General features: G+C 56.1%; 25 protein-coding genes and 2 pseudogenes. 18 read left to right on the top strand and 9 right to left on the bottom strand.

Annotated features, from left to right (window positions below; all coding sequences use genetic code 11):
* Positions 1–29: 29 nt before the first annotated feature.
* Positions 30–1,028 carry a LacI family DNA-binding transcriptional regulator gene (locus ACTF5F_RS11475; RefSeq protein ID WP_438957008.1) on the top strand — a complete coding sequence of 333 codons (999 nt, stop codon included), beginning with the start codon at positions 30–32 and terminating at the stop codon, positions 1,026–1,028.
* 164 nt (positions 1,029–1,192) lie between these two features.
* Here the strand turns inward: ACTF5F_RS11475 and ACTF5F_RS11470 are convergent, their stop codons facing one another.
* From ACTF5F_RS11470 to ACTF5F_RS11460, 3 genes are read right to left on the bottom strand one after another with little or no spacing between them, the layout of a single operon-like run.
* Positions 1,193–2,329: a Gfo/Idh/MocA family protein gene (locus ACTF5F_RS11470; RefSeq protein WP_438957007.1), complete on the bottom strand. Its 1,137-nt coding sequence runs from the start codon at positions 2,327–2,329 to the stop codon at positions 1,193–1,195.
* Between the two features lie 10 nt (positions 2,330–2,339).
* The gene (locus tag ACTF5F_RS11465) at positions 2,340–3,227 is read right to left on the bottom strand and encodes a TIM barrel protein (protein WP_438957006.1); all 888 of its coding nucleotides are present in this window, start codon (positions 3,225–3,227) and stop codon (positions 2,340–2,342) included.
* Between the two features lie 16 nt (positions 3,228–3,243).
* Positions 3,244–4,344, bottom strand: a complete 1,101-nt coding sequence (locus ACTF5F_RS11460; protein ID WP_438957005.1) for a Gfo/Idh/MocA family protein — start codon at positions 4,342–4,344, stop codon at positions 3,244–3,246.
* 115 nt (positions 4,345–4,459) lie between these two features.
* Here ACTF5F_RS11460 and iolD point away from each other — a divergent pair, with 115 nt between their 5' ends.
* From iolD to ACTF5F_RS11395, 13 genes and pseudogenes are all read left to right on the top strand, one after another.
* Positions 4,460–6,328, top strand: coding sequence for a 3D-(3,5/4)-trihydroxycyclohexane-1,2-dione acylhydrolase (decyclizing) (gene iolD / locus ACTF5F_RS11455; protein ID WP_438957004.1), 1,869 nt, complete (start codon positions 4,460–4,462; stop codon positions 6,326–6,328).
* Positions 6,328–7,317 (top strand): 5-dehydro-2-deoxygluconokinase, encoded by a 990-nt coding sequence (gene iolC, locus ACTF5F_RS11450; RefSeq protein WP_438957003.1) that lies wholly within the window; start codon positions 6,328–6,330, stop codon positions 7,315–7,317. The genes iolD and iolC overlap by 1 nt, the downstream gene beginning before the upstream one ends.
* Before the next feature lie 9 nt (positions 7,318–7,326).
* Positions 7,327–8,169, top strand: a complete 843-nt coding sequence (locus ACTF5F_RS11445) for a 5-deoxy-glucuronate isomerase (protein WP_438957002.1) — start codon at positions 7,327–7,329, stop codon at positions 8,167–8,169.
* Between the two features lie 21 nt (positions 8,170–8,190).
* Positions 8,191–9,018, top strand: coding sequence for a class II fructose-bisphosphate aldolase (locus ACTF5F_RS11440; protein WP_438957001.1), 828 nt, complete (start codon positions 8,191–8,193; stop codon positions 9,016–9,018).
* A gap of 3 nt (positions 9,019–9,021) precedes the next feature.
* Positions 9,022–10,008: an inositol 2-dehydrogenase gene (gene iolG / locus ACTF5F_RS11435; protein WP_438957000.1), complete on the top strand. Its 987-nt coding sequence runs from the start codon at positions 9,022–9,024 to the stop codon at positions 10,006–10,008.
* A gap of 60 nt (positions 10,009–10,068) precedes the next feature.
* Entirely contained in the window at positions 10,069–11,142 is a 1,074-nt protein-coding gene (gene pheS, locus ACTF5F_RS11430) for a phenylalanine--tRNA ligase subunit alpha (protein ID WP_438956999.1), read from the top strand.
* Between the two features lie 448 nt (positions 11,143–11,590).
* Positions 11,591–13,987, top strand: coding sequence for a phenylalanine--tRNA ligase subunit beta (gene pheT, locus ACTF5F_RS11425; RefSeq protein ID WP_438956998.1), 2,397 nt, complete (start codon positions 11,591–11,593; stop codon positions 13,985–13,987).
* 160 nt (positions 13,988–14,147) lie between these two features.
* Positions 14,148–14,333, top strand: a complete 186-nt coding sequence (locus ACTF5F_RS11420; RefSeq protein WP_438956997.1) for a methylglyoxal synthase — start codon at positions 14,148–14,150, stop codon at positions 14,331–14,333.
* A 50-nt stretch (positions 14,334–14,383) separates the two neighbouring features.
* Positions 14,384–14,827 (top strand): YtoQ family protein, encoded by a 444-nt coding sequence (locus ACTF5F_RS11415; protein WP_438956996.1) that lies wholly within the window; start codon positions 14,384–14,386, stop codon positions 14,825–14,827.
* Between the two features lie 125 nt (positions 14,828–14,952).
* Positions 14,953–15,363 (top strand): annotated as a pseudogene (gene mscL, locus ACTF5F_RS11410) (large conductance mechanosensitive channel protein MscL).
* 121 nt (positions 15,364–15,484) lie between these two features.
* Positions 15,485–15,952 carry an Lrp/AsnC family transcriptional regulator gene (locus ACTF5F_RS11405; RefSeq protein WP_438956995.1) on the top strand — a complete coding sequence of 156 codons (468 nt, stop codon included), beginning with the start codon at positions 15,485–15,487 and terminating at the stop codon, positions 15,950–15,952.
* A gap of 434 nt (positions 15,953–16,386) precedes the next feature.
* Positions 16,387–16,689, top strand: coding sequence for a hypothetical protein (locus tag ACTF5F_RS11400; protein ID WP_438956994.1), 303 nt, complete (start codon positions 16,387–16,389; stop codon positions 16,687–16,689).
* 73 nt (positions 16,690–16,762) lie between these two features.
* Positions 16,763–17,113, top strand: coding sequence for a hypothetical protein (locus ACTF5F_RS11395; protein ID WP_438956993.1), 351 nt, complete (start codon positions 16,763–16,765; stop codon positions 17,111–17,113).
* Positions 17,114–17,176: 63 nt separating this feature from the next.
* On the opposite strand, the gene rpsU is transcribed toward ACTF5F_RS11395, so the two are convergent.
* The gene (gene rpsU / locus ACTF5F_RS11390; protein ID WP_072857096.1) at positions 17,177–17,383 is read right to left on the bottom strand and encodes a 30S ribosomal protein S21; all 207 of its coding nucleotides are present in this window, start codon (positions 17,381–17,383) and stop codon (positions 17,177–17,179) included.
* Between the two features lie 109 nt (positions 17,384–17,492).
* Here rpsU and ACTF5F_RS11385 point away from each other — a divergent pair, with 109 nt between their 5' ends.
* Both ACTF5F_RS11385 and ACTF5F_RS11380 read left to right on the top strand, forming a co-directional pair.
* A complete protein-coding gene (locus tag ACTF5F_RS11385; RefSeq protein WP_438956992.1) occupies positions 17,493–18,188 on the top strand; it encodes a COQ9 family protein in 696 nt (231 codons plus the stop codon).
* Between the two features lie 9 nt (positions 18,189–18,197).
* Complete coding sequence (locus ACTF5F_RS11380; RefSeq protein WP_438956991.1) at positions 18,198–19,181, top strand: NAD(P)H-quinone oxidoreductase; 984 nt, start codon at positions 18,198–18,200, stop codon at positions 19,179–19,181.
* On the opposite strand, the gene rnhA is transcribed toward ACTF5F_RS11380, so the two are convergent.
* The 4 genes and pseudogenes from rnhA to ACTF5F_RS11360 form a co-directional block, all read right to left on the bottom strand.
* Entirely contained in the window at positions 19,178–19,645 is a 468-nt protein-coding gene (gene rnhA / locus ACTF5F_RS11375; RefSeq protein WP_438956990.1) for a ribonuclease HI, read from the bottom strand. The genes ACTF5F_RS11380 and rnhA overlap by 4 nt on opposite strands.
* Positions 19,638–20,234: a class I SAM-dependent DNA methyltransferase gene (locus ACTF5F_RS11370; protein WP_438956989.1), complete on the bottom strand. Its 597-nt coding sequence runs from the start codon at positions 20,232–20,234 to the stop codon at positions 19,638–19,640. The genes rnhA and ACTF5F_RS11370 overlap by 8 nt, the downstream gene beginning before the upstream one ends.
* Positions 20,231–20,677 carry a DUF3429 domain-containing protein gene (locus ACTF5F_RS11365; RefSeq protein WP_438957060.1) on the bottom strand — a complete coding sequence of 149 codons (447 nt, stop codon included), beginning with the start codon at positions 20,675–20,677 and terminating at the stop codon, positions 20,231–20,233. Before ACTF5F_RS11365 ends, ACTF5F_RS11370 begins: the two co-directional genes overlap by 4 nt.
* 102 nt (positions 20,678–20,779) lie before the next feature.
* Positions 20,780–20,995: pseudogene (locus ACTF5F_RS11360) on the bottom strand (integrase core domain-containing protein); the annotation flags it as partial.
* Between the two features lie 186 nt (positions 20,996–21,181).
* Here ACTF5F_RS11360 and ACTF5F_RS11355 point away from each other — a divergent pair.
* Positions 21,182–21,382 carry a hypothetical protein gene (locus tag ACTF5F_RS11355; protein WP_438956988.1) on the top strand — a complete coding sequence of 67 codons (201 nt, stop codon included), beginning with the start codon at positions 21,182–21,184 and terminating at the stop codon, positions 21,380–21,382.
* Between the two features lie 106 nt (positions 21,383–21,488).
* A complete protein-coding gene (locus ACTF5F_RS11350; protein WP_438956987.1) occupies positions 21,489–21,629 on the top strand; it encodes a LapA family protein in 141 nt (46 codons plus the stop codon).
* 24 nt (positions 21,630–21,653) lie between these two features.
* Here ACTF5F_RS11350 and ACTF5F_RS11345 read toward each other — a convergent pair.
* On the bottom strand, positions 21,654–22,527 hold an 874-nt coding region (locus ACTF5F_RS11345), incomplete at its 5' end, for an HpcH/HpaI aldolase/citrate lyase family protein (protein ID WP_438956986.1).

Below are 22,527 nucleotides of genomic sequence, written 5' to 3'. Positions count from 1 at the left end.
CGGGACGTAACCATCGGTGAGGTAAGGATATGGCAGTAACGCTGAAAGACGTGGCCGAACAGGCTGGTGTCTCGCGTTCTGCGGTGTCGCGCACCTTTACCGAGGGGGCCTCCGTCTCCGCCCGCACTCGCGAGAAGGTCGAGAAAGCGGCGGCGCAACTGGGCTATAGCCCCAATGCACTCGCCTCATCCCTCACCACCGGTCGCACCAAGATGATCGGGGTGGTGTCCAACAACTTTCAAAACCCGATTTTTCTGGAGGTTTTCGATCTTGTGACCAAAGGTCTGCAAGACACCGGCTTGCGGCCATTGCTTGTGAACCTGTCGGATGAAACTGATCCTGCCAATTCTGTGCGGATGTTGAAGCAATACTCCGTCGATGGGGTCATTGTGGCGTCATCGACGCTGCCGGTGACTTTTGCCGAGGCGTTTCAAGACGCTGGCGTGCCCGTGGTGCACCCGTTCGGTCGGCAAGTCGCCGACCCGAAAGTCACGACCATCGGGATCGATAACCACGCGGCGGGCCGGATGGCGGCGGAAACGTTGATCGCACGAGGCTATCGCAAGATCGCGTTTTTGGGCGGCCCGAAGGATGCGACCTCCACCCAAGATCGCTGTGCCGGATTTTTGGGGGAGGCGTCCAAGCATTCTGGGGTTGAGACCTCCGTCAGCTACGCCTCAAGCTACAGCTTTGATGGTGGTCGGGACGAGATGACCCGCCTGATCCAAGAGGATTTGGCGGAGGCGTATTTCTGCGGTGATGATGTTGTCTCAATCGGTGCTTTGTCTGCATTGCAGACGGCAGGGATCGGTGTGCCGGACAGGGTGGGCTTAATTGGCCTTAACGACATGGAGATGGCTGGGTGGGCCAACATCAACCTCACCACCATTCACAATCCGATCAAAGACATCATTCGCGAGTCGATTGAGCTGATGAAAGACATGCTGTCATCCGAACGCAAACGGCCCGAGGCAAGGTTGCACTCAGGCTGGATCGTTGAGCGCGGGACGCTGCGGCTGCTGGTTTGAGGCCCAGAACAAGCCGAAGCTGCTGGGCCAACACCTGCCCGTCATGGCGGGCTGGTGTTTTGGTATATGTTGCGTCGTGAATTTCTGAGGAATGTGTTTGGCAGCCATAAAGCGCTGCCAAACCCCAGTCGGAACACCAACCCACGGGCAGGTGTTTGCCCGGTTTACATCCGCAACATCGGCGGCCTCGCATCGACCCAAGCGCCATCCGCTCTTGCCGACGCCACAGCCTGATGCACCGCCGCCATTGACCGCAATCCGTCGATCGCTTTCGGGTAGTCGCCATGCGGCTCCCCCCGTATTGCGGCGGCGAGGTCGACATAGATGTTGGCCACAGCCATCGGGAAGCCTTCGGGATGTGCAATGGCGACGCGGCTGAGACGGGCGGCCTCATCCGACAAGCCAGCTTCACCCTTCTCCATGATCTGCGTGCGACCACCGACAGGCGTGTACATCACTTGGTTTGGTTGTTCGGAGAACCATTTCATCCCACCTGTTTCGCCAAACACCTGAATGTCAAACCCGTGTTGACGCCCAATCGCCACCGATGACGTCCAGAGCCGCCCAACGGTGCCGCCTTCCATGCGGAAGTTGACCATCGCGTCGTCCTCAAGCTCACGGCTAGGGATGGTGGAGGCGAAATCAGCCGACAGCGCGCGGACTTCATCACCAGCAACAAAGCTCGCCATATGCATCGCGTGGATACCGCAATCGGCGAACTGGCCAGAGACGCCCGCCATCGCTGGGTCATAGCGCCAGCGGACGCGCGGGTTATCGGCGTCGGTCGCATCCCCGTGGTGGCCGTGGCTGAAGCTGGTGATAATCAGGCGCACCTTTCCGATGTCACCTTTGGCGACCATATTCCGCATCTCTCGCACCATTGGGTAAGCCGAGTAGCAGTAGTTCACGGCGCAAATCTTGCCTGTCGCCTCCGCGATTTTAACAATCTCTTCGCCCTCTTCGACGGTCATGGTCATCGGCTTTTCGCACAGCACGTTAAAGCCCGCTTCGAGGAACAATTTCGTAATCTCAAAATGGGTGGAATTTGGTGTGGCGACCGTCACCAGATCAACGCGGTCGTCGCGGTCTTTCTCGCCCGCCAGCATGTCCTGCCAATTGCCATATGAACGGTCGGCAGCGACGCCCAAGCGCTGGGCATAGTCTTTGCCACGCTCTGCGTCGTGGTCTAAAGCACCAGCGGCCAGAATGAAGTTGCCGTCAGCCTGCGCGCCCATACGGTGTGCTGGCCCGATTTGACTGCCTTCACCGCCGCCGATCATGCCCCAATTCAGTCGTTTCATGGGTGTCTCCTCAAAACCCGATGGATTGCAGATAGGTGCGGTTCAGCTTCGCGTCATCCACGGGGGAGGTGTCGCCGTCTGGATCGCAGTCTTGCTCCACTGTGCACCAACCTTCGAACCCTGCATCCAACAGCGTTTGCCGTACCGTTGGGAAATCCACGTCCCCATTGCCCAAATTGCAGAAGATGCCTTGGCCGCAGGCGGTGTAGAAATCGGTGCGGTTGGCGACAACCTCCGCTTTCACCTTCGGATCGATGTCCTTGAAGTGCATATAGCTAATGCGGTCGATGTGCTTTTTCATAAATGCGACGGGATCAAAGCCAGCATAGGAATGGTGGCCTGTGTCAAAGCAGATCTTCAAGATGTTTTCGTCGACCTCATCTAGCAACCGCTCCAACTCTGGCTCAAAATCCATGAAGCCAGCAGCGTGTGCGTGAATGCCGACGGTGAGGCCGTATTCTTCTGCGCCCATCTTGGCCACCGTTGCGATCCTGTCGCGGAACGCGGTCCATTCGGCTTTGTCCATCTGCTCCGCCTCATCGGCGCGACCCGCGGTCGGCGCGCGACGGGGGGAGATGCTGTCGATCAACACAAGATGTTCCGCCCCATGGGCTTTTAGGGCTTTGCATGTGCGCACGGCCCCATCCATCAGATCATCCCAAGCAACAGGATCGTGGAAGGGGCGGAAAACAACGCCACCGACAAGCTCTTGATTGAATTCCTCCAGCGCCTCGGCCAGCACAGCAGGGTCTTCAGGCATAAAGCCCACTGGGCCCAATTCGATACCCTTATATCCAGCCTCAGCGTTTTCCTGCAAAACCTTGCGCCATGCGGGGTTGCGGGGGTCGTCTGCGAATTCAACACCCCATGAGCAGGGCGCATTCCCAATCTTGATCATATCTTTGTACCTTTAGTCAGTAGTCAGCGACGTTCACCCAAGCCTGTTTGGCACTGGAATCCAGAACCGCGGCAACAATCCGGTTTACTTCAAGACCTTCCCGAAAGGTTGGCCAGATGTCTCTCTTTTCGGCGATGGCGGTGAGAAAATCTCTCGCCTCAATGATGATTTGATCCTGATAACCTGTGCCATGCCCTGGGCCTTGGCAGAAGGGCAGGTAGTCTGGGTGTTCAGGTCCAGTCAGTATTTTGCGAAAGCCACGCTCCGCCTCTGGTCCCTCAATTGTGTAAAGCCAAAGCGCGTTCTGATCTTCCTGATCAAAGCGGATGTGACCGTGCGTGCCGTGGATTTCGTAGGCATAGCCCATCTTCCGGCCCGTCGCGACGCGGGAGAAGAACATGTGCCCCTGAACGCCGCTTTCGAACCGGCACATCATCTGCGCTTGATCGTCGTTGGTGACGGTCTCACCCGCGCGTGTGGCGTGCACGGTTTCTGCGACCGCGTTGAGCGAGACAATCGGCCCCATCAAAGCCCGCGCGCAGTTGATCATATGCGGGGCAAGGTCGCCCATGCAGCCGTTGGCAGCCCCTTGACCGCGCCAGCCGCCAATCTCTGGATCGGCGAAAAAGTCTTCGGTCATTTCGCCACGGAAGTAGGTGACTTTCCCGATCCGGCCGTCGTTGATCAGCTTGCGAACGTATTGCGTTGCAGGGGTGCGGACGTAGTTAAAGCCGACCATGTTCGTGACGCCCGCCTTCTCAGCGGCGTCGACCATCTCTTGGCTTTCCTCCACTGAGACACCCAGCGGCTTTTCACAAAGCACGGGCTTGCCCTTGGCAAAGGCGGCTTCCGCAATGGCGCGGTGGGTTTTCTGGGGGGAGGCGATGACGACCGCCTCGACCCTTGGATCGTCAACCAGCTCTTGCCAGTCAGAGGTGCAGGTTTCAAAACCATACATCGCGCGATACCGCTCCGCACTATCATCGGATGATGCACAGATTCGCACGAGGCGCGGGCGCAACGCGGTATCAAATACAGAGGCGACACTGGCAAAGGCAACGGAGTGCGCTTTACCCATATAACCCCCGCCAACGATGCCAATTCCGATCTCTTTCATCGCGCCCTCAATTTTGTGTTTGCAACCGGTTGCAAAATGCGTATCTTCATTTGGGTAGTGGGGTCAATAGGTATATTGTTCCCGACCCTGTGGACCGCACGCCTGGGAGGATATCGTGGCCAGCAAACCAACGACCGTCACTCTGACGACGGCACAAGCGATTGTGCGGTATTTGGCAGCACAATACATCGAAATCGATGGTGTGAAGACCCGTGTTTGTGGCGGCGGATTTGGAATCTTCGGGCACGGCAATGTGACCTGTCTGGGAGAGGCGCTTTATGATCATAAGGACGTGCTGCCAACCTATCGCGGACAGAACGAGCAAGGCATGGGATTCGCCGCGGCGGCCTACGCCAAGGCTTACCTGCGTCGTCGGTTCATGTTCTGCACTGCATCAGCGGGGCCCGGCACGGCGAACCTTTTAACATCCGCCGCTTTGGCCCACGCCAACCGCTTGCCGATGTTGCTTCTTTGCGGCGATGCGTTTTTGACGCGCTTGCCTGATCCTGTGCTTCAACAGCTTGAGCATTTCGGCAATCCAACGTTTGGCTTAAACGACGCCTTCAAAGCGGTCAGCCGCTATTGGGATAGGATCACGCATCCGGCGCAGATCATCCAGTCGCTGCCAGCCGCACTCAACACCATGCTCGACCCCGCCGATTGTGGCCCAGCCTTCATCGGCTTGCCGCAAGACGTGCAAGGGTGGACCTACGATTATCCCGTTTCGTTCTTTGAGGAACGGGTGCACCGCATCCGTCGTCAGATGCCCGACGCCGCCGAAATTGCGGACGCGATTGCTTTGCTAAAGACCGCGAAACGGCCGATGATCATTGCTGGGGGAGGGGTGCAATACTCCGGCGCGGTGGCGGAGTTGACCGAATTCGCGGAAAGTACCGGCATTCCAGTTGTTGAAACCATCGCTGGCCGCGCGAACTTGCTCGCGGATCACCCGCTCAATATCGGGCCAATTGGGGTGACAGGGTCCGACTCTGCCAATGCGATTGCCGAAAAGGCGGATGTAATCTTTGCCATTGGCACGCGCCTCCAAGACTTCACTACAGGCAGTTGGACGGCCTTCAGTCACGACGCGAAATTCATCGGGGTCAACGTGGGCCGCCACGATGCGGCCAAACACATGTCAATGACAGTTGTGGGTGACGCCAAGCTTGCGCTGGATCAGCTCAGCATGGGGACAACGTACAAAGCGCCAGCTACATGGACGAAAGATGCGCAAGCCGAACGCGCCAACTGGGATGACTACGTGGCGGAGAATGTGCGCATCGGCAACCGACCCGCATCCTATGCGCAAGCCATCGGCGCGGTGAACGCGGCCTGTCACAAACGCGACCGTGTGGTTGCCGCGGCAGGTGGATTACCAGCAGAGGTCACAGCGAATTGGCGCACGCTGGACATCGGCACTGTCGATGTCGAGTTTGGCTTCTCTTGCATGGGATATGAAATCGCTGGTGGCTGGGGTGCACGCATCGCGCAGTCGGAAATGGAGCCGGACAAAGACACCATCGTTTTCACCGGCGACGGGTCTTATTTGCTGATGAACTCCGACATCTATTCATCAGTTCTGTCGCAGAAGAAGATAATTGTGCTGGTGCTCGACAATGGTGGTTTTGCCGTCATTAACAAGCTTCAGAACAACACCGGCAATGAAAGCTTCAACAACCTGATCGCCGATACGCCTACAGCGACGGAGCAGGTGAGCGTTGATTTCGAAGCGCATGCGCGGTCAATGGGCGCTTTGGCCGAAATGGTCGAAAACCCTGCTGATCTGGCAGAGGCGTTCGCACGCGCGAAAGCTGCGGATCGGACCTATGTCATCTGCATGAAAGTGGACGCCTATGAGGGCTGGACGACTGAGGGCCATACTTGGTGGGAGGTTGGTACACCGCACATCTCTGACAGCAAGCGGGTGACCGATGCCCACGTCGATTGGGAAACTACCCGTGACCGCCAACGGAAAGGCGTGTGATGGCGGATTACGAGGGGCTCATCGAGGGGATCAAGGCGAACAATTTCATTATTGTTGGCCGCGTCGGGATGGATTTTTTTACGCACCCGAGCGAGGCGACCGAGGAAGCGGAAGAGATGATGGTTGGCATGGGTGGAAGCTCTGCCAACATCGGGGCTGGGATATGCAAGCTTGGCGGCAAAGCGGCCTTGGTCACGCGGGTCTCCGACGACAGCGTGGGCCGCTATTGCTTGGGGCAATTGGCTAGATACGGCGTGGACACCACCCATGTGACGCCCATTGGCGGTGAATACCGCACGTCTTTGGCGGTTTATGAGAGCCGGTTGGACGATCATCAAACGGTCATCTACCGCAATGGTGCCGCTGACTTTCAAATGGATGACAGCGATGTCGCCGCGGTCGATTATGCGCAATACGGCGCGTTGATCACGGCGGGCACTGTATTCGCGGCGGAGCCATCCCGCACGGCAACTTTCAAAGCCTTTGTACTGGCGAAAGACGCAGGTCTTCCGATCATCTTTGACGTCGATTACCGCCCTTATTCATGGCCCAGCCCGCAGGTGGCCGAAGAGGTGCTGACCCGCGCGTCAGAACAAAGTGATATGATCGTCGGCAATGACGAAGAATTCGGGTTTATGGCGGGCGGGATTGACAAAGGCTTCGCCAAGGCGCGGGCGCTCTCTTACACCTCCGCCGCGATGGTGGTTTATAAGATGGGTCACAAAGGTGCGATCACCTTTGCCAATGGCGAAGAAATCCGCACTGGCATCTATCCAGTGGACGCGATGAAGCCCACTGGCGCAGGCGACAGCTTTATGGCGGGCCTTGTGACATCGATTGCCGCTGGGCATGATTTGAAGACATCGATTTTGCGCGGCTCTGCCTGCGCGTCTGTCACTGTGTCCCGCCCGGGCTGCGCGCCGGCGATGGCGGACACTGAGACTCTAGAAAATTTTCTGGCCGAACATTCTGGCCCGACAGCCGCTTGAGGGGACACCATGCATATTCCACCGTTTGACAATCAGAACAAACCCATCGTCGATGTGGATGATGCCACCGTTCCCCTGAATTACTTCAACATCGTGAAGCTGAAGAAGGGGGAGGCGTTCACCTACGAAGTGCCGCGCTATGAAACCTGCATCGTGCCCGCGACGGGCACGGTCGATGTGAATGTCGAAGGGTTCAAAGCTGACGGGCTAGGTGGTCGCGTCGAAGACGTTTGGGATGGGGAGCCTGAGGGCGTCTATGTCCCAACGGCTGCGAAGGCGGAAATGGTCTGTACCTCTGACGAGGCGGAGGTTTTTGTTGCTGGCGCGCTTTATGACAAAGTGCTCGATGCATTTGCGGTGCGAAATGACGAGTTGGATGTGGTGCAATACGGCTCCGACGACACCAAAACCCATCGCAAGATCAAACACATCATTGGCACCAAGTATCATGACAATGTTGGGCGTCTGCTTGTCTCTGAGCTGTTCACCGTGGGTGAGGGGGGGTGGTCCGGCTTTCCAAGCCACAAGCACGACACGGATCGTCTGCCAGATGAGACGCGGCATGATGAGACCTACAACTTCCGCTTCAAACCGAACTACGGTTCCGGGGTTCAGATGTTGCAGCGCGAAGACGGCAAGGCGGGCGACGCCTATCATATCGTCGATGGCTCAACGATCTGCCTCGACAGCGGGTACCATCCTTGCGCAGTACTGCCGGGCTATCAGATGTATTATTTCACCATCCTCGGTGGTCTGAGCCAGCGGTCTTTGGTGCAGTATTTCCAGCCGTCTCATGCGGCGCAGTTGGATACCATTCCCGGCATCAAAGACATGATCGCCAAGTTCAAATAACCAGCGCTCGCGGATCCAGAAATGCCCCTCGTTACCCTCGCTGATGTTTTGAAACCTGCGTTGAAAAGTGGCTATGCCGTCGGCGGCTTAGTGACTCTCGGCTGGGAAGATATGCGTGCCTATGTGGCGGCCGCTGAAGCGGAAAACTGCCCTGTCATTCTGCAGGCGGGCCCGGGATGTCGCGAACACACTCCGCTGCCTATCTTGGGCAAGATGTTCTGCCATTTGGCTGAAGTGGTGAGCGTGCCCGTCGTCGCCCACCTCGACCACGGCTACACGTTCGAAGACTGTCAAATCGCGCTCGACAGCGGTTTCACTTCACTCATGTTCGATGGGTCGCGTAAGCCGCTGGCGCAAAACATTGAAGAGACTGCGCGCATTGCAGAGATGGCGCACAACGCGGGCATCTCTTGCGAAGGTGAGATTGGGTTTGTGGGCTACGACAACGGCGAAGCCTCAGCCGGTACCGATCCGTCTGAAGCTGCGACATTTGCCAAGGAAACCGGCGTAGATGCGATGGCGATTTCCGTTGGCAACGTGCATTTGCAACAAGATCAATCTGGCAGACTGGATGAGGATCGCATTTCCGCGATTCAAGCTGTCACAGACTTGCCGCTTGTGATTCACGGCGGCTCTGGCGTGCCGGCAGACCAACGCCGTCGCCTTGCCCAGACGACCAACATATGTAAATTCAACATCGGTACAGAATTGCGCATGGCCTTTGGCGCCGCGATGCGGGCGGCGGTCAACAAAGACCCCGACAGGTTTGATCGTGTCAGCATTCTGAAGGAAACACACGATCCCGTCTTCAAAGCGGCCCGTACTGTTCTGTCGAACCTGAAAGGATAGCCCATGGTCAATATTGGATTGCTCGGCGCAGGCCGGATTGGTCAGGTCCATGCCCGTATTTTGATGTCGTTGGAGGGGGCAACGGCGGCGGCAGTGTCGGATTTCTTGCCCGAAGCAGCAGGGGCTTTGGCAACCAAAACCGGCGCCAAGGTGATGACGTCTGACGACATCATCGCTGACCCCAACATCGACGCGGTAGTCATCGGCACGCCGACTACAACCCATTATGACATCATCCATCAGGCCGCCGAACACGGCAAAGCGATTTTCTGCGAAAAGCCGATTGATTTGTCGGTAGCGCGGATCCACGACTGCATCAAAGCTGTGAGTGCAGCAGGTGTCCCGTTCATGACCGCCTTCAACCGACGGTTCGACCCCAATTTCATGAAGGTCGAGGCGCAGTTGCGCCGTGGGGCCATCGGTGACGTTGAAATGATCACGATCCAATCGCGCGATCCGTCCCCGCCACCCATTGGCTATATCAAGACTTCCGGGGGGTTGTTCCGGGATATGATGATCCATGACCTCGACATGGCGCGGTTCTTGTTGGGGGAGGAACCCGTGGAACTGTTTGCCCATGCCTCCTGCCTCGTTGATCCTAAGATCGGCAAAGCTGGAGACATCGATACCGCGATGGTCAGCCTGAAAACAGCCAGCGGCAAGCTCTGCCAGATCTCAAACTCCCGACGTGCGACCTATGGTTACGACCAACGGATCGAAGTGCATGGCTCTGGCGGCATGCTCCGCGCGGACAACGTGCTGACTGATACGGTGGAGATTGCGACAGGCGACGGCTACCGCAAATCTGCGACCGAACCTTTTTTCTTGGAACGCTACGCCGCCGCCTACACCAATGAGATGGCGCATTTTGTGGAGTGTCTGAACGCCGGCAAACCGATGACCCCTTCGATCGAAGATGGCCTCAAAGCGCAGATGATGGCGGACGCGGCGGATGAAAGCCACAAGACTGGAAAGCCAGTTACGCTCTAACCTTGCTTGAAATCCCTGTCTCATATGGTAGCAGATCGCAAACCACATAAGGCAGAGACGATGGACGATCTCAAAGCGAAATACCTTGATTTGATTGGTAATGCTTCTGATGAGGCAGGCCTTGAGGATTTGCGCGTGCAAGCGCTGGGCAAGAAGGGTGAGATCAGCCTGAAAATGCGCGAGCTGGGCAAGATGACGCCGGAAGAGCGTCAGGTCTTTGGCCCCGCGCTCAATGCCTTGAAGAATGAGATCAACTCAGCCCTCGTCGCCAAGAAATCGGCGCTCGAAGATGCCGCACTCGATGCGCGTCTGAAGGAGGAATGGCTGGATGTGACGCTGCCGGGTCGAGGCCGCCGTCAGGGGACGATCCACCCGATCAGTCAGGTGACGGAAGAGGTGACAGCGATTTTCGCTAACATGGGATTCTCCGTCGCGGAAGGGCCGCAAATCGAAAATGACTGGTACAACTTCGATGCGCTAAATATTCCGGGGCATCACCCTGCGCGGGCGGAGATGGACACGTTCTACACCCACCGCAAAGAGGGCGATAACCGCCCGCCACATGTGTTGCGCACACACACATCACCAGTTCAAATCCGCTCAATGGAAGCCAATGGCGCGCCGACCCGCATCATCTGTCCGGGCCGCGTCTACCGCGCCGACTATGACCAGACTCACACGCCAATGTTCCATCAGGTCGAAGGTCTGGCGATCGACAAAGGCATCTCAATGGCCAACCTGAAATGGGCGCTGGAGGAGTTCGTCAAAAGCTATTTCGAGGTGGATAACGTCGATATCCGCTTCCGTGCCTCACACTTCCCGTTCACGGAACCCTCGGCAGAGGTTGATATCCGATGCTCGTGGGAAGGCGGCACGCTGAAAGTGGGTGAGGGTGATGATTGGCTCGAAATCCTCGGCTCCGGCATGGTGCATCCGAAGGTGCTGCAAGCAGGTGGGATTGATCCGAACGAATATCAAGGTTTCGCGTTTGGTGTTGGCATCGACCGGATCGCGATGCTGAAATACGGCATCCCTGATCTGCGGGCGTTCTTTGATTCAGACCTTCGCTGGCTGCGGCACTATGGATTTGCCGCATTGGACCAGCCCACGCTCAGCGGTGGCTTGTCGCGCTGAGTTATCGGTCAGTTACGAGTCGTTGAAACGAACTTTACGCCGCCACTGCCGGCGTGCCCAAGCGATACGCGGTCCGGCGTATGCCTCCGAACGCGACTGTCCTTATTCCCGTAATGACACCCAACGCGGAAATCGCCAAAATCGAGCGAATTTCTGTCACATTCTGCATAAGCTGCGGCTTAGGTAACGACTATCGTCGGATCCGCTGATTCTTCGGTCAGTTGATCGTAGTGGTTTACTGCGCCAGCCAACATAACAAGGGTTACAGCGAAAAAGATATACGTCCTGCCAATTAAATTCATATTATCACCAATTACCAAACTGCCGCAGTTATATCGGTAAAAATTGCTTAAAATGCGACTGAAACGTGCTGATTTGCCTTGGCGCTTCCCCCTCATCAGGCTTTCGTTTAAGAAGCAGAAAATCGCGCGATACGGACGAAAAACTCATGAAATTCACGCTTTCTTGGTTGAAATCACATTTGGAGACGGACGCCTCCATCGATGATATCCTCTACGCCCTCACGGACCTCGGTCTTGAGGTGGAAGGCGTTGAAAATCCGGCAGAAAAGCTGCGCGATTTTACCATCGGCTTCGTGGCCTCGGCTGAAAAGCATCCTGATGCTGACAAGTTGCGGGTGTGTCAGGTTGAGACAATGGACGGCCCGACGCAGATCATTTGCGGCGCACCGAATGCGCGTGAAGGGATCACTGTCGTTGTAGCCTCCCCCGGCACCTATGTGCCAGGCATCGACACAACCATTGGCGTTGGCAAAATCCGCGGCGTCGAAAGCTTTGGCATGATGTGCTCCGAACGGGAGATGGAGCTGTCGGAAGAGCATGACGGCATCATTGAGCTGCCTTCTGGCGAGGTGGGGCAATCCTTCACTGATTGGCTGGCCGAAAATGATCCCGCGAAGGTCGATCCTGTCATCGAAATCGCAATTACGCCAAACCGTCCTGATGCGCTTGGCGTGCGTGGCATCGCACGTGATCTGGCCGCGCGCGGCCTTGGCAAGATGAAAGACCGGACGGTCGATCCCGTGCCTGCCGCGTTCAAGGCTGATATTGGCGTCACAATCGATACCGACACACTCGACGGGTGCCCTGTTTTCTGTGGCCGCGTGATCCGCGGCGTGAAGAACGGCCCATCCCCGCAATGGTTGCAGGATCAGTTGCGCGTCATTGGACTGCGCCCGATCAGCTTCCTCGTCGATGTGACGAATTTCTTCACCTACGACCTGAACCGCCCGCTGCACGTCTTTGATCTTGGCAAAGTCATGGGTGATCTTCGCGTTCACCGCGCAAAAGGGGGCGAGACGCTCGTTGCCTTGGACGACAAAGAATACACGTTGCAAACGGGCCAGATGGTGATTTCTGATGACAACGGGCCAGAAAGCATCGCAGGTGTCATGGGTGGTCTGGAAACGGGCTGCACCGAGGAAACTACCGATGTGTTCATTGAAAGCGCTTATTGGGATCCGGTGCAGATCGCCTACACAGGCCGCGCGCTAAAAATCAATTCAGACGCCCGCTATCGGTTTGAACGGGGCGTCGATCCTGCGTTCACGCCAGAAGGATTGGAGCACGCCGTTCGAATGATCGTCGATCATGCGGGTGGTGAGGCGTCTGAGCTTGTCCAAGCAGGCGACGTGCCGGACACCTCCCGCGTGTACAAACTGGATGCAAAGCGGGTGATCAGCCTTGTCGGGATGGACATTCCAGAGGCGGAGCAGCGCCAGACACTAACGGCCCTTGGGTTTACCTTGGACGGCGATATAGCGCACGTCCCGTCTTGGCGCCCTGATGTGATGGGAGAAGCCGATTTGGTCGAGGAAGTCGCGCGTGTGGCGTCCCTGACGAAGTTGGCAGGTAAGCCTTTGCCAAAGGCAGAGGATGGCGTGCCAAAGCCAATCCTGACGAGCAGCCAACGCCGTGCGAGCATTGCGCGTCGGTCCGTGGCCGCGCTGGGTTACAATGAATGCGTGACCTACAGCTTCATCGACAAAGCGGCGGCAACGCTTTTCGGCGGTGGGGATGATGCGACCATGCTGGAAAACCCGATTAGTTCGGAGATGTCGCATATGCGGCCTGCCTTGCTGCCCGGCCTTTTGCAAGCCGCCGCTCGCAACCAAGCGCGGGGCTTCATGGATGTCGCGCTCTTCGAAGTGGGCGATGCGTTCCACGGGGGTGAGCCGGGTGAACAGCATCAAATGGTGACCGGACTTCTGGTCGGGCGCACAGGTCCAAAAGACGTGCAAGGTGAAAGCCGCGCCGTTGATGTCTATGACGCCAAAGCGGATGCTGAGGCGGTCCTCTCCGCCCTCGGTGCGCCTGCGAAGGTCCAGATCATGCGCGGCGCCGATGACTGGTGGCACCCTGGCCGCAGTGGCAAGATTTGCCTCGGACCGAAAAAGGTGTTGGGTGTCTTCGGTGAAATTCACCCGAAAATCCTGCGGGAGTTGGATGTAAAAGGCCCTGCTGTTGGCTTCACCCTTTGGCCCGCCGAAATCCCACTGCCCAAGAACAAATCTGCCAACAAAGGCGCGATGCAGGTTACGGACTTGCAAGCCGTTGAGCGCGATTTTTCTTTTGTCGTCGACGCCAATGTTGAGGCTTTGACGCTGGTGAACGCGGCCGCAGGTGCAGACAAAGCATTGATCGAAAACGTCCGTGTGTTCGATGAATTCATCGGCGGCAGTTTGGGCGACGGGAAAAAGTCCTTAGCGATCACTGTCCGGCTTCAGCCAGCCGATAAGACATTGAAAGAAGACGATATTGCAGCCGTAGGCGCGAAGATTGTCGAGAAAGTTGTAAAGGCAACGGGCGGTGAATTGCGCGGATGAATGGGCCCAAACGCATTGCTTTGACTGCCCATGATAGGAAGAAAGAGCTTCTTTGCGACTGGGTGGAGCAGCATCAGACGGTGCTGCAGGATCATACCATCCTCTGCACAGCAACGACTGGTGGGAAGATTTACGATTGGGTGCCGTCGCTTAACCAAACTTGACCAAAAGCGGCCCACTTGGTGGAGATCAGCAGATCGGTGGAATGATTGCAGATGGCAAGATCGACTTGCTCATCTTTTTCACTGATCCGCTGTCACCGCACCCGCATGATGTCAACGTCAAAGCCTTGACCCGTCTCGCAACGGTCTATGATATCCCTATGGCCTGTAGCCCGCGACGGTAAATTTGATTGTCGTGTCTGGCTTCTTGGGCTGAAGTATAAGGGAATGTCCAATGCTCAAAATCTATCTTTCAGGCGAAATTCATACCGATTGGCGCGACCAGATCATTGCGGGCGCTTCGGGCCTCAATGTGTCGTTTAGCGCGCCTGTGACGGATCACGATGCTTCCGACGATTGCGGTGTCGCGATCATGGGTGCGGAAGATCAGAATTTCTGGCACGACCACAAGGGCGCAAAACTCAATGCCATCCGAACGCGCAAGGGCATTGAAGAGGCGGATATCGTCGTTGTCCGGTTTGGTGAGGAGTACAAACAATGGAATGCCGCTTTTGACGCTGGATACGCGGCGGCTTTGGGCAAATCCTTGATCGTGATGCACCAAGATGAGCATCAACATGCTTTGAAAGAGGTCGACGCAGCCGCCCTCGCCGTGGTTCAGACACCGCAGCAGGTCATTGATATTCTGAGTTACGTGGAGACCGGACAATTACCGTAAATTCCTTACGGGGAAACGTTGTTAATGAAAATCATTGGATTGTTTAACTTTTCGGATCATGTCCCGCCAGTTGTGACGCAGGTAAATGATCTGAGCGCCGGCCAACAAAGAACTAGGGGATACAAATGATCGAAGAATTCAAAGACTTTATCGCCAAGGGCAATGTTATGGACATGGCCGTTGGTATCATCATCGGAGCAGCATTCACTGCAATCGTCGGTAGCTTTGTTGCTAACCTGATCAACCCGATTATCAGCCTTTTCATGGGCGGCGTCGACTTTAGCGGCATGTTTGCCGTATTGGGTGACGGCGAATATGCAAACATCACCGCGGCATGAGAAGCCGGCGCAGCTGTCTTTGCTTACGGCCGTTTCATCATGGCCATCATCAAATTCCTGATCATCGCCTTTGTTGTGTTCCTTCTTGTGAAGGCCGTCAACAAAACGAAGAAGAAGGAAGAGCCTGCACCTGAGGCGCCTAAGGGTCCAACTCAGGAAGAGCTGCTTGCAGATATCTTGGCCGCGCTGAAGAGGTAATCTTTGACAATCTTTTGAAGGGCTCACCACCGATGAGCCCTTTTTAGTTGCAGATTTTGTTGCTCCTTCTCTCACCAGTCTGTAATTTCATCGCGTGAAAAACAAGTTAGGTGGGACAATCGTGCGTGAAGTAGACCTAGACCAAATAGATCGTCGCATTTTGACGGTACTTCAAAAATCCGGCCGCACATCCAGCGCGGAGCTTTCCGACCTCGTGAACCTTTCGCCCTCTGCTTGTCATAGGCGTGTTCAGCGTCTTGAAGCGGATGGATTCATCAAGGGTTATGTCGCGCTGCTCGATCCCAAAAAGGTCAGTCGCCCCACAACGGTGTTCGTCGAAATAACTCTGTCAGGTCAGGCGGACGAAGTGCTCGACGCTTTTGAGAAGGCGGTTGCGCGTGTGCCAGATGTTTTGGAGTGTCATTTGATGGCAGGCACAGCGGACTACCTGCTTAAAGTTGTGGCGGGCGACACAGAAGATTTCGCCAGAATACACCGCAAATATTTGGCGACGCTGCCCGGGGTCGCTCAGATGCAATCCTCGTTTGCCCTTCGCACGGTTCGCGACACGACAGCTTTGCCAGTTTAACATTTTGTTTACGAAAATTGGACAATCAAAGGTCCTCGGGAGGGATTGGCGCCCGACGGTGAGCGTTTCCAAGAACTTCCCTCCAAAGCGTCCGAATATGGGCCGTAAACGAGCACAATTACGTCAAGATTGACTCATACCTTGCGCGTTGTCGGGGTTTCCTCGGCCATTGTTGAGGTATAACAATGCAATTCTCGAAAGTACTCGCAGTTGCGTTGGTCGCTTGCCTCAGTGCAAGTGCTGCATCCGCTGTTACGATCTTGTATGGTATAGAGTCTTAATTTCATCATGAACTTCGTGGGAACCAGTTTTTCCCGCAGACCTTCATTGCCGGTGAGGGAGAAGAAGTTAATCTTCAAATCTGCAACAGAACTGTTTACACGATCGATATTCGGCGCAACGAGACCACTAACCAAGACGAGTTGGTGTTCCAGATGGGGAACTTCAACTTTTATCAGGGCAACGGGTTCAACGGTATCGTTTTGTGCGACACAATAGATAACCTGCCTGACTTTCGGTCTTTAACTCAGATCACTGGTACGAACCTTGGGCCAATTACATCTATTGTAAACGAAAACGTAATCTGGATTGATTTCTCTAATGTCGGTCGGATTGCGGGACAAGAGGTGATCTTTCAGATCGAAGTTGCACCCGTACCGCTCCCAGCCTCTTGCGCGATGCGTGCCCTTACCATTGCAGGTGGCGCTTTGCTGCGCCGCCGTACACGCAAAGTTTAGCGCACAAACTTAGCCTTTGCTTGACGCTTCCTTGCAGGAGTGGGATTCTTGGTTCTAGCTCCAGGAGGATGCTATGAAATTTCTTTATACGATTATTTTTGGCCTTATGGCGCTGCCTGCATCGGCAGAATGGCAGCAGATTTTTGACCAAAGCATATTTGATGCGCAGGTGGTCGAAACGCCATTTGAAGACAGTGCCGGTAATTGGTTTCTCTTTAACAGCGACGGTAGCCTAAGCCGCGGTAGCGGGGGCAAGGACCTTACTGGCACAGGGTGGTTCGACAAGGGCTTTGCCTGTTTCGACCGTAAACTTGGTAAGGAACGGCTTCCGTTGGACTGCGTTGTGGTGCTGACTGATGGTGACAAGCTCGTCACCGTGCGCAACCAAGGCAAGGGCCGCCAAACGCAGTACATGCGCCAGTAACGAAAAACCCCGGCCTTGTGCACAAGACCGGGGCATTCTCATTCGTAAACGTCTGGGGGTGTCTTACAACAAACCCTCACGTTGCGCTTTCTTGCGCGCCAGCTTGCGCTGACGGCGAATAGCTTCAGCTTTCTCACGCGCTTTGCGCACGGATGGTTTTTCGAAATGCTGCTTGAGCTTCATCTCGCGGAAAACACCCTCACGCTGAAGTTTCTTCTTCAGAGCACGCAACGCCTGATCGACGTTGTTATCACGAACACTAACCTGCATGTGGTTTACACCACCTTTCTAATCTAGATTTGCAAAAAAGCAGGAGGTCGGCGTGTAGCATCGCACTATAGTTTTGTCTAGTATCCACCGGAACCGCGAGGAAACGACGATGAAACCGCCAGTAGACCCCGTAAAAGTCCAACTTATTGATGCCATTCTTGACTACGTCGCCTTTGACGGATGGTCACAGCCTGCCTTTGAGGCTGCCATTGCCGATGTCGGCATTGATAAAGCACACGCGCAAACCTTGTTCCCCCGTGGGGCCGTTGACCTTGCGATCCTGTATCATCAGCGCGGTGATGATGAGATGGCTGCTGCGATGGCGCAGGCCGACCTGTCAGAGATGCGCTATAGCGAAAAGGTGGCCCATGCGATTTGGCTGCGGTTGGAAGCCATCACGGATAAAGAGACGGTGCGCCATGGCACTGTGCTGTTCGCCTTGCCACATATGGCGCCGGATGGGGCAAAGCTTATCTGGGGCACCGCGGATCGTATTTGGACCGTGCTTGGCGACACCTCTGACGACATCAACTGGTATTCAAAGCGCGCGACGCTCTCGGCGGTCTATAGCTCCGTCGTCTTGTTCTGGCTCGGCGATATGAGCGAAGATCACAGCGCCACCCGCGCCTTCATCGGCCGCCGGATCGACAATGTGATGAACTTTGAGAAATTCAAAGCTCGCGTGAACAACAACCCAGCCCTGAAGCCGATCACCGATCCGCTGTCGCGGATGCTGGGTATGATCAAAGCCCCAAACCGCATTCCGGATGTTGATCTGCCGGGGATGTGGCGCGGCGACACTTAAGGAAGACAAATGAGCGGCGAAATGATCTGCGTGGTGGAAATCACTGCGCACGGTGGTCCTGAAGTTCTTAAACCTGCGACACGGGAAATCGCCGCGCCGGAGCACGGTGAAGTGCAAATAGCGCTGTCTTACGCGGGCGTGAACCGGCCTGACGCGCTTCAACGGGCAGGGCTCTACAATCCACCCAAGGGCACAAGTGACCTGCCGGGGCTTGAGGGCGCTGGCACCGTCTGTGCGGTAGGCGATGGTGTGTCGGGCATCGATGTGGGCGACAAAGTTTGCGCCTTGCTGCCCGGCGGCGGCTATGCTGAGCGGGTGAACACACCTGCGGCCCACTGCCTGCCCATTCCAGATGGCATGTCTGAAAAGCAAGCCGCGTGCCTGCCCGAGACTTTCTTCACCGTTTGGTCGAACGTTTTCATGCGTGGCGGCCTGAAAGCGGGGGAGCGGTTCTTGGTTCATGGCGGCAGCTCTGGGATTGGCACAACGGCGATCCAACTCGCCAACGCCTTCGGCGCGCTGGCCTTTGCCACTGCGGGCAGCGATGAGAAATGCGCAGCTTGTGTAGAATTGGGTGCCGAGAAAGCGATCAACTATCGGGAAGAGGATTTTGTGGAAGTGCTCCGCGCCGAAGGGGGTGCCGATGTGATCCTCGACATGGTGGGTGGTCCTTATATCCAGCGCAACCTCAAAGCCTTGGCCGATGATGGGCGGTTGGTACAGATTGCGTTCCTACAAGGCATGAAGGCTGAGCTGAACCTCGTACACCTCATGACGCGCCGCCTGACGATGACAGGCTCTACCCTGCGCCCGCAGTCTGATTTGGCGAAGGCGCGAATTGCTGATGATCTGTGCCGAGAGGTTTGGCCGCTGCTTGCAGCCGGTCGCGTCGCGCCGGTGATGGATCAGGAGTTTGCTTTGGAAGACGCCAGCGCCGCCCACGCCCGCATGGAAAGCAGCGCGCACATCGGCAAGATCGTTTTGAAAATCTAGCTGTCGTCTTTCGACGGCTTGAACGGTTCCATCCCCTGACGCGCCAACTCATCCGCGCGCTCATTTTCGGGATGGCCTGCGTGGCCTTTAACCCATTCCCATGTTATGTTATGGGTCTGGGTCGCTGCATCCAATCGCGTCCAAAGCTCCTCGTTCTTCACGGGCTTCTTGGCGGCGGTTTTCCAGCCCCTTGCTTTCCACCCAAAGATCCACTTTGTGATCCCGTCTTTGACGTAAACACTGTCCGTCACGATCGTAATCTTGGACGGGGTCTTGAGCGTTTCAAGCGCAGTGATGGCGGCCAAAAGCTCCATCCGGTTGTTTGTGGTTTCGGGCTCGCCACCGTTCAACTCCCGCTTTTTGATAACCTCGTCGCCCTCGCGCGCGATCAGCAAAGCGCCCCAACCACCCGGACCCGGATTGCCGGAGCACGCCCCGTCTGTGTAAGCAAAAAGCTCAGCCATCCTTGCGCGCCCTATACATGATCCAAGGGGAGACCTTGCCGTCGAGCCCTGCCTCTTCCCCAGCATCCTGATCCACAATCGTCAGGCCCACGTTTTCCAACAAATACCGCAGCTCCTCTTCGGTCACGAAGGTATAGCGACGATCCAAGGCGTCGCGTCGCGTACCTTCGCCGACCTTCATTGCGATGTGAAAAACGCCGTTTGGTTTCAGCGTCGTGGTGAGGGCCGCGATATGAAGGGGCAGCTCATCCTCCGCCGCGTGAAGCAAACTGAAATTCGCCCAGATGCCGTCATAGACCTCGACGCCATCAATCTCATCAAACCGACCAACGCGCGCACCGATGTTGAAAGTTTCATTCGCTAGCTTGACCATGCTGTCAGAGGCATCGACAGGATCCGGCACCAGACCCGCTTCTTTCATGAATGACGACGCTTTCGCAGGCCCGCATCCGAGATCAAGCACATGCGCCCCCTTTGGCAAATCACCGATAAACGCCCGCAAATGTTCGTCTGGCTTTGATTTTTGAACCAGCCGCGCGTAATCCTCCGCCTTGGCGTCATAGACAGCGATGGTTCTGTCGTCGATCAAAGCATGGCTCCCGGCATCAGGCACAGCACAACGAGCGCGGTGACACCGGCGCGCATCTTGAACCACCAATGCGGCGTTTGGCCGAGCGACGAAAAATGCCAATCAAGTGCCAACACGGCGACAAACCCGATGATCAGGTTGATCGATGCAGTAGTTGGTCCGCCCCCCGTCATGAAAAACGCCCAAAGCGCAGGAATGACGGAAAGGACATAGCCAAAGGAGTAGTCGCTCCGTGCCACGAAGCCCCAGAGCACACCGGACATGAACGACAGGATGACCGTGCCGTAGAATAACTGAACATAAGGCCCGACGAAGCGGCTGCCCAAATGCTCGATCCCCCATGCAGAGAGGGCAGGGTTCAAGGTGGTCAAAGCCCCCCAAACGAAAGGGAGGACCCCTGCAAGTGTCAGCGCAAGCGGCACGCGCGGAATGTCAAAAATCATGCTCAAAGGTCCGAGATCAGTTTCGCTATCCTCTTGGAACGTGTATCCGCTCGTTTGGCGCTGGTCACAAGATGCAAATGACCCCGTTGCTTGCCAGGGGTGCTGGCGGTGATGCAAGCGTCGCGTTTCGAAGGTCTTCTGTTTGATCCTTTCTCGTTGCTTCGGAATGGCCTTGTCCCGTCCGAAGTAGACGTCAGTAGGTGTGACGTTGTTGAGGCTCCCGTGGTAGCGCTGATGGTTGTAGTGATCGACGAAGGCTTCAATCTGGGCTTTGAGATCGCCCGGTAGGAAGTAGTTCTTCAGCAAGATTCGGATCTTCTCTTCAGCCGAATACTGTTTGCGCGTAGCCCATTTGATGTCTTTGACGATCTTCTCGTCAGGGCTCTTTATTGTTTTTCTCGTCGTCCACTCTTTGGTGGTTACGATGAGCCAAGAAAACTGTCTTATCAAATTGCCCTATTTGGACCCATAAGCGCTGACGTCAGACAGCCAACATTGGGCTGGATGTGTAGCAAACTGACGCTTGTTTGGCTGAACCTGATGGAGCAAGAGGGGTTGGCCGCACATTTTGGAACAACTGTGCCAGAGCATCCTGATGATATCTTGTTCCTGCCATATCGGTTGGACGAGATTCGTCATCCTGCGCGCAGCGCGCATGGGGTACTGGTCTGTTTTACGCAGTTGCGCCCAGCTTGGTATGATTGACGGTCGGGGCATCCCTTACGAGGCGCAAAACAAAGGAACACATCATGCAACGTAAACTGGCTTGGTTGCTTTTGGCCTTTGTCACTTAGGTACTGACGGTATTTCGGTGCAGAATGCAGCACTCGTCGACTATCGGTGTTTGACTTGGCAGGTTCAGGTCCGACGGTCTGCTGTCGTGGCGATCTGCACAATGATTGGCTTCACTGTGGGGTGGCTTATGGGGGCCAGTCGGCGGCGCAGGGCATAGCGCCGCCGAGGTTTGCTTATTGGTTTAGCCAGCTGAGATTTGCTTTGCCTTTTCAACCAGCACTTCCGCTTGACGGATGGAGGCGTAGTCGATCAGGCGGCCATCAAGGCTGACGGCTCCTTTGCCTGCGGCTTCGGCTTCGGCCATCGCTGCGAGGATGCGCTGTGCTTTGTCGATTTCGGCGTCAGACGGGCTCATCACCTCGTTGGCGAGCGCGATTTGGCTTGGGTGGATCGCCCATTTGCCCTCACAACCCAGAACGGCGGCGCGATAGGCTGCGGCTTTGTACCCGTCTGGGTCGGAGAAATCACCGAAGGGTCCGTCGATTGGGCGCAAGCCGTTGGCACGGGCAGCAACCACCATATTCGCAATGGCGGAGTGCCACATATCCCCCCAGTGCACCTGACGGGAGCCGTCGTCGGCAGGGTCGGTTAGGACCGCGTAGTTTTCGTTGACACCGCCGATGACCGTGGTGCGGGCCCGCATGGATGCGGCGTAGTCTGCGACGCCGAAATGAAGGCTCTCATTCCGCTCTGATGCAGCGGCGATTTCGTTTACATTTTGCATGCCTAATGCGGTTTCAATAATGTGCTCAAAACCGATGCGTTTTTTATAGCCTTTTGCGTCCTCAATTTGGGTCACCATCATGTCCACGGCATAGACGTCAGCGGCGGTGCCAACCTTCGGAATCATGATGAGGTCGAGCCGCTCCCCAGCCTGCTCAACCACGTCCACCACATCGCGATACATATAGTGTGTGTCGAGGCCGTTGATCCGAACCGACATGGATTTGTTGCCCCAGTCGATTTCGTTCAGGGCTTTGATGATGTTCTTGCGCGCCTGTACTTTTTCATCTGGCGCAACCGCATCTTCGAGATCAAGAAAGATGACATCAACA

The sequence above is a fragment of the Cognatiyoonia sp. genome, from assembly GCF_965661665.1.
Classification (GTDB): domain Bacteria; phylum Pseudomonadota; class Alphaproteobacteria; order Rhodobacterales; family Rhodobacteraceae; genus Cognatiyoonia.
The sequence above is the reverse complement of the archived record's forward strand: the minus strand, read 5'-3'. Positions and strand labels throughout refer to the sequence as shown.

Bases quoted from the DNA above. Each gene is read 5' to 3' on its own strand.
- ACTF5F_RS11475 (WP_438957008.1), top strand. From the start codon at position 30: ATGGCAGTAACGCTGAAAGACGTGGCCGAACAGGCTGGTGTCTCGCGT.
- ACTF5F_RS11470 (WP_438957007.1), bottom strand. From the start codon at position 2,329: ATGAAACGACTGAATTGGGGCATGATCGGCGGCGGTGAAGGCAGTCAA.
- ACTF5F_RS11465 (WP_438957006.1), bottom strand. From the start codon at position 3,227: ATGATCAAGATTGGGAATGCGCCCTGCTCATGGGGTGTTGAATTCGCA.
- ACTF5F_RS11460 (WP_438957005.1), bottom strand. From the start codon at position 4,344: ATGAAAGAGATCGGAATTGGCATCGTTGGCGGGGGTTATATGGGTAAA.
- iolC (WP_438957003.1), top strand. From the start codon at position 6,328: ATGGCGGATTACGAGGGGCTCATCGAGGGGATCAAGGCGAACAATTTC.
- ACTF5F_RS11445 (WP_438957002.1), top strand. From the start codon at position 7,327: ATGCATATTCCACCGTTTGACAATCAGAACAAACCCATCGTCGATGTG.
- ACTF5F_RS11440 (WP_438957001.1), top strand. From the start codon at position 8,191: ATGCCCCTCGTTACCCTCGCTGATGTTTTGAAACCTGCGTTGAAAAGT.
- iolG (WP_438957000.1), top strand. From the start codon at position 9,022: ATGGTCAATATTGGATTGCTCGGCGCAGGCCGGATTGGTCAGGTCCAT.
- pheS (WP_438956999.1), top strand. From the start codon at position 10,069: ATGGACGATCTCAAAGCGAAATACCTTGATTTGATTGGTAATGCTTCT.
- pheT (WP_438956998.1), top strand. From the start codon at position 11,591: ATGAAATTCACGCTTTCTTGGTTGAAATCACATTTGGAGACGGACGCC.
- ACTF5F_RS11415 (WP_438956996.1), top strand. From the start codon at position 14,384: ATGCTCAAAATCTATCTTTCAGGCGAAATTCATACCGATTGGCGCGAC.
- ACTF5F_RS11400 (WP_438956994.1), top strand. From the start codon at position 16,387: ATGGGGAACTTCAACTTTTATCAGGGCAACGGGTTCAACGGTATCGTT.
- ACTF5F_RS11395 (WP_438956993.1), top strand. From the start codon at position 16,763: ATGAAATTTCTTTATACGATTATTTTTGGCCTTATGGCGCTGCCTGCA.
- rpsU (WP_072857096.1), bottom strand. From the start codon at position 17,383: ATGCAGGTTAGTGTTCGTGATAACAACGTCGATCAGGCGTTGCGTGCT.
- ACTF5F_RS11385 (WP_438956992.1), top strand. From the start codon at position 17,493: ATGAAACCGCCAGTAGACCCCGTAAAAGTCCAACTTATTGATGCCATT.
- ACTF5F_RS11380 (WP_438956991.1), top strand. From the start codon at position 18,198: ATGAGCGGCGAAATGATCTGCGTGGTGGAAATCACTGCGCACGGTGGT.
- rnhA (WP_438956990.1), bottom strand. From the start codon at position 19,645: ATGGCTGAGCTTTTTGCTTACACAGACGGGGCGTGCTCCGGCAATCCG.
- ACTF5F_RS11365 (WP_438957060.1), bottom strand. From the start codon at position 20,677: ATGATTTTTGACATTCCGCGCGTGCCGCTTGCGCTGACACTTGCAGGG.
- ACTF5F_RS11355 (WP_438956988.1), top strand. From the start codon at position 21,182: ATGTGTAGCAAACTGACGCTTGTTTGGCTGAACCTGATGGAGCAAGAG.